This window comes from Corynebacterium sp. HMSC068G04 (genome assembly GCF_001814885.1).
GTDB classification, from domain to species: domain Bacteria; phylum Actinomycetota; class Actinomycetes; order Mycobacteriales; family Mycobacteriaceae; genus Corynebacterium; species Corynebacterium hiratae.
This window is the reverse complement of sequence record NZ_KV818323.1, coordinates 1-6178: the sequence shown is the minus strand read 5'-3', so window position 1 is coordinate 6178 and position 6178 is coordinate 1. Positions and strand designations below refer to the sequence as shown.

Annotated in this window: 3 protein-coding genes; all 3 read right to left on the bottom strand. The window is 56.4% G+C overall.

Features of this window, described 5'->3' with window-relative positions:
* Nucleotides 1-2354: VaFE repeat-containing surface-anchored protein (locus HMPREF2993_RS13615; protein WP_198531375.1), on the bottom strand; the 2354-nt coding region annotated here is incomplete at its 3' end.
* 714 nt (nt 2355-3068) lie between these two features.
* Complete coding sequence (gene purT, locus HMPREF2993_RS06120) at nt 3069-4421, bottom strand: formate-dependent phosphoribosylglycinamide formyltransferase (protein ID WP_070701531.1); 1353 nt, start codon at nt 4419-4421, stop codon at nt 3069-3071.
* A gap of 254 nt (nt 4422-4675) precedes the next feature.
* Nucleotides 4676-6178, bottom strand: a 1503-nt coding sequence (locus tag HMPREF2993_RS13610; protein ID WP_210401553.1) for an Ig-like domain-containing protein, incomplete at its 5' end; no start/stop codon positions are given.

Below are 6178 nucleotides of genomic sequence, written 5' to 3'. Positions count from 1 at the left end.
GGCTGGTTCGGAGTGGTCTCCTCACCCGGGTTCTCCGGGGTCGTCGACTCAGACGGCTCCTCCTCAGAGGTCACAGTCTGATCTTCGTCGTTGATGTTCTCGTGCGTGGTGATCTCATTTCCGTCACCCTCGTTCTTCGGAGCATCCTTACCGGTTTCATCAACCTGCTTGGAGTACAGCTTCTCGAATGCAACCGCAGTCTTGACTACACCCTCAAGGTCCTCATTGACCTTGATGTCAACAACGACCTCACCTACAGAGCTCTTCGGAGTGAAGGTCAGGTCACCACGACCGATAACAGCATGCTCACCGTTCTCGTTGAGAGCCTTGTTACGCAGCTCTGCCTTAAGAGTGTATTCCTTACCCGGAACTAGGTCGGTGTAAGAAACAGTGTCCTTAACTACGACGCCGGCAGCAACCTGCTTAGCATTATCGAATTCAGCCTTGGTCTTAATCGACGGGTTCAGCTCAGAGGTCACAGTCTGTGCCTCGTCGTTGATATCCTCATGCTTAGCAATCTCCTTCTCCTCGGTGGAGCCGGAGATATCGTTGCCGTCCTCGTCTACCTCGGAAGAGAAGAGCTTCTCAAAAGCAACTGCAGCGGTAACGCCGTCCTTGGCCTTGTCGTTGACGACGATCTCAACGTCCTCAGAGCCAGCAGAGTTCTCCGCAGTGAAGGTGTGGGTAGCCTCACCCAGAACGGTAGTGCCGTCTTCCTTGGAGATCAGTTTTGCCTTCAGGGTGTAGTTCTTACCCGGAACAAGGTCCTTATACGTCACGGTGTCGATAACCGTGGCGCCCTCAACAACGCGGTTGCCGTCCTTAAACTTGGCCGTCGTACCGATTTCAGGGTTCCAGACAGTGATAACGGTCTGTGCTTCGTCGTTGATGTCCTCGTGAGTGGCAATCTCCTTCTCCTCATGGGAGCCGGAGATGTCGTTGCCATCCTTGTCTACCTCGGAAGAGAAGAGCTTCTCGAAAGCAACGGCAGCAGCGATCGGGGACTCGAGCTGCTTATCGACGTTAATCTTTACCGCAACGTCGCCGGACTCAGCTTCCGCAGTGAATTCCTGCGAGCCGGTACCAACGACAGCGTGCTCGCCATTAGCGTCAGCAGCCTTGTTACGAAGTTCGGCCTTCAGGGTGTACTTCTTACCAGGAACCAAGTCCTCGTAGTGAACCGTGTCAATGACGGTTGCGCCAGCAACAACTTGCTGCTTGTCACCATCAAACTTGGCCTGGGTCTTGATCTCCGGCTTGCGCGGCTTCTCCTGCTGAGAAGTCGTCGGGGTCGGCTCCGGAACTACGTCAGTGGTCGGGGTCGGAGTCGGCTCCTCAGTTTCCTCGGTCGTCGACTCGTCGGTGCTCTCAGATGGCGTTTCCTCAGAGGTGGTTTCCTCCGTGGTCTGCTCATCGGTCGTCGACGGCTCAGACGGTTCGGTCGTCTCCTCCGTGGTCGGCTCCTCAGAAGTCGTCTCAGCCTCAGAGCTCTCAGACGTGGTTTCCTCAGAAGTGGTCTCCTCGGTGGTCTGCTCATCGGTCGTGGACGGCTCAGTCTCAGTGCTTTCCGACGGAGTCGGCTTCGGATTCGGGTTGCTCTCCTCATCCTTACCCGGATTCTCGCCGCCATCATCCGGCAGACCAGGCTGGTCAATCGGAACCACACGCTGTCCCCCACCACTGTTATGAGTGGTTATGCCGTTAGGGCCAACCACAGTGATGAAGGCATCCGCCGGCTGCTCAGGGATAGTAACCGACGGATCGGCTTCAAACTGCTGGTCGAGCGTTTGGGCATTGTCCTTTAGAATGCGCAGCCCCGTGTTCGCCGTGAAATCCTCCGAATTGCCGTCGAACCCGTGGAGCGGACGTGCCAGACCAGAGACATTTCCGCCGTCGTTTGCGTGAATAAACTTAATCGCGGCAGCCCTACCCGACGCATCAGAGACGAGCGCTGCCAAGTAAACGCTGTAACGGTTAGCAAGTTTCTTATCGCCAGCCGCCGTAGCATCACGCAGCTTCATTGCAATGCCGATTGCCGCATTCTGGAACTTCGGGTCATCAAAGCGAATCGCACCTGCTGTGGACTTCTTGTAGCTGCCCTTCTTGAGCATGGGATCGGCAACAGTGTAATCAATACACCAGCCCCATCCGACATCGTTGTTCTTGTGAGGGTTTCTCGCACCTTCTGGCGGAACACCAGCCCACACAAGCTGGCCCCAGCTATGATCTCCGCCAATTTTCGCATTTTCAGCGCCCAAGGTGGTGTTAGGCACGAAATCAGTCGGCTCGGCCGCGCCGGCCTTCGCCCAGGGAACGGTAACCATGGCTGCAATTACTGCAATTGCTGTAAGCACAGCAGTAAAGACCATCCACCCCTCTCTGGAGATATTCCTTAATCTACTCATCGTTTCCTCTTCGAATGATGTGAATGTCTACAAGTTTTCTGCACAGCAGCCTTAGACCACTGAACCAATCTGAAATCGGGACGTAGGTTTTTACACCTTTACCGGCGATTCTTCTCACGAATCTCACGAACTCTTATAGTCCACTCAGGAGACTATCATTCGACACAGGAAGCTGCAAGGTATCTCATTGCTCTATAAATTTCGCCTATACCCAAGTTGGAGCGTATTTATGCTGCACTAGACCGTTTTCAAGTCAGGCAGCTCCTATCTACCGCCCACTTGTTCTATTTTTCCTTCACATCGTCAACTTCTAAGTATTTCTTATAATACTCAATCTAAGATTTACTAAGTTTGCATATCAGTTTTTTCCCACCCGGATTGCGCAAGGAAACCTTCCGCCAGCGCAACAGCACTGTGCGCGCCCCCGCTGGCCTAATCCCCTTGTAAGCACCTGCGATACCTACGATCCCCCGCGACCTAGTAGCACCCCAAGGCCCGCGAAGGCTCGTACTCGCGAGCACTTAGCACCCTTACCGCTACACCTCGCAGACACGCGAAACGGCCGTGCACAAAGCACGGCCGTCATTCCCCATTAGAAACCTCATCCCACGGGGCTTAGACCACTACCCCCATTAATCAGTTTTATGGCTCGCCGAGCCCTCATTAATCATCCGCGGAACGCGTGAGCTTCGGATCAACGTCGACGACCGGCTCAGGGACCTCAATAACCTCGATGTCGGAGACCGGCGAGCCAGCAGCCGTCACTGGCTGTGCATCCACCTGGTCTCCCCCTGAAGACGAGCCCGACTCCACAGTAATCTTCGCCGCCGCGAGTGCCGCCCTGTCGCGGGCTGTCTCAACATCCTCAGCAGTCGTAGCCACCATCCCCATTCGGCGCCCTGCATACGCCCACGGCTTACCAAACAGACGCACGTCCGTCTCCTCATAAGCCATGGCAGCATCGAGGCCGGAGTAGGAGACATCATCAAGCTCAGCGTCCGCGTGCAGAATGACTGCCGCACCGGGGCTGACCAACGTCACATCGATCGGGAAGCCCAACATTGCGCGGACATGGAGTTCAAACTCAGAGAAGCGCTGTGTGTATCCAGTCAGCATTGCGGTATCCAAAGGACGCGGCGAGACAGAGGAGAAGTACACCTCATCACCCGCTACGAAGAGCTCAACGCCATAAACACCGCGCCCGCCCAATTCGTTGGAGATGCGCGCCGCAACGGAGCGTGCGTTCGCTAGGGCGTCTTCACTCATCGCCATCGGCTGCCAGGACTCCACCAGATCCCCCTTCTCGTGGCGGTGGCCAATGGGCTCACTGAACCACGTGGCCATCTTGCCCGTAGCCGGGTCAATGGAGCGCACAGCAAGCAGCGTGACCTCATAGTCAAAGTCGACGAAGCGTTCCACCACGACGCGCTTATACTCCGAGGACACGTGGCGCACCATGGCCCAGGCCTCCTCCACGTCCTCTTCTTCCTTAAGAAGGATGTGCCCCTTCCCTGAGGTCGTAATGTCCGGCTTCACGATGCACGGCAGCCCCAACTCCCCCACTGCCTCCTGCAACTCCTCAGCGGACTCAGCAAAGCGATAGGCAGTGACGGGCAAGCCGATGCTCTCAGCTACCTCACGCACGCTCTCACGGGACTGCGTAAGCTCACAAGCCCGTGCCGTCGGCACAACCGTAGCGCCTACTTCTTCCTCAATGCGCTTGAGCGCCTCCACCGCGACAGTCTCCACCTCCGGGACCACATAGTCCGGCTTGATTCGCTCAGTAAGCTCCCACACCTTGTATGGGTCCCTAATGTCTGCGATGTAGCTAAAGTGCGCAAGCTGCTGCGCGGGTGCTCCTGCGTAGCGGTCCACGGCGTGAACCTCGAGCCCCAAATTCTGAAAGGCTATTACCAACTGCTTGCCCAGCTCGCCCGCCCCGAGGAGCAGCACCTTAGTGGCGCTTCCTGTTAAGGGGGTTCCGATCTGGCCTGCGATGTCGCCTACGGTAGTCATTCTCGAATTATCGCACACATTTGACGCCGCGCTGCTTGGCGACGTCCCCCTGTTCCCCACAACCACCCAAACTCACCGCACCACACGACAACACAGTGCCCCCGGGCTCCGGGCCCGGGGTGCAGGATCACCAAAGCCCCCTTTACCCACCGCAGGGAAACAGTGGGAAAGGGGGCCTGGTGCTACAGACTGACCTTCTAGCGTGTCAGCCGGCCACGGGGGCCGACTGGCCCTCGGTTATCGCGGCCTTCCTCTTACTTGGAGGAACCCTCGCCAGCACCCGGTGCACAAGCATCAGCCAACAGGCCGATAGCCAAAGCACCAGCAGCAATCAGAGCCACAGCACCAGCAGCCTGCTGGTAATCAGCACCGAAGCGCTTCAGCTGAGCATTGATTCCATTGACCTGGTCAGCCAACGGGCCGTTGAACAGACCAGCCTGCTGCTGCAGACGGGTATTCAGATCCTGAATCTGCTTGTTAATCGGAGCAACAAACTCCGACAGACCCGGAATGTTCATCTGGGAAGCCAGACCAACCGGAATCAGGAACAGCAGCGGGATACCAATACCCAAACCGGTGTTGATGCAACGCTCAGACAGGTTGGAAGAACCAGTCCAATCCGCGGAACCATCCGGCGTACCCGGCTTGGACGGCTTGGCCTTCACAGTAGCCTCAGCCTTCTTCCCGTCAGAATCGGTAGCGGTGATCTTGTCACCAGCCTTCAGGTCCTTGTCAACAACGACCTTCCACTTACCATCATCACCGACCTTGACAGTCTTCTCGGTCTTATTACCGTCCTTGTCGGTAATAACCACAGTGATGTCAGTACCAGGCTTGCCGGTACCGGAGATTTCCTTGTCACCCTCGGTAACAGGGTTGATGGTCGGGTTGGTTACCTTGTCCTCATCGCCCGGCTTCTCATCCTCACCCGGCTTGTTCGGATCAATCGGCCAGGATGGACCGCCCGGGATACCAGGGTTGTGCGGCTTCTTGTCGGAGCCGTTGTCGTCGCGGTCCTTCTCGTGGCCGTTAACCGGAACCTCGATCTCAGTCTTACCATTCGGCAGATCCGGATCCTCAACAACTACCTTGATCGGACCATCAACATCCTCACCCGGAGTAACGATGACCTTACCGTCCTCGTCAATCTTGACCGGGACGTCATTGCCATCCTCATCCTCAGCGGTGACCTTGGTGTCCTCATCCGGGTTGGTGACAACAATGCCAGTGTCCTGCTCCTCATCAGTCGGATCAACAGGCTTCACATTGGAATCATCAACCGTAGTCTTATCGGACTCATCGGACGGCGTGCCGTTGCCGTTGTCGTCCTTGTCCTTCTCGTGGCCGTTAACCGGAACCTCAACCTCGACCTTGCCATCCGGCAGATCCGGATCCTCAATGGTCACATCAATCGGACCATCAACATCCTCACCCGGAGTAACGATGACCTTACCGTCCTCGTCAATCTTGACCGGGACGTCATTGCCATCCTCATCCTCAGCGGTGACCTTGGTGTCCTCATCCGGGTTGGTGACAACAATGCCAGTGTCCTGCTCCTCATCAGTCGGATCAACAGGCTTCACATTGGAATCATCAACCTCGGTCGGGTTGTCACCCGGCTCCTTGTCAGAGCCGTTATCGTCACGATCCTTCTCGTGGCCGTTAACCGGAACCTCGATCTCAGTCTTACCATTCGGCAGATCCGGATCCTCAACAACTACCTTGATCGGACCATCAACATCCTCACCCGGAGTAAC

Coding starts and splice junctions, on each gene's coding strand:
- purT (WP_070701531.1), bottom strand. CDS start 4,421: ATGACTACCGTAGGCGACATCGCAGGCCAGATCGGAACCCCCTTAACA.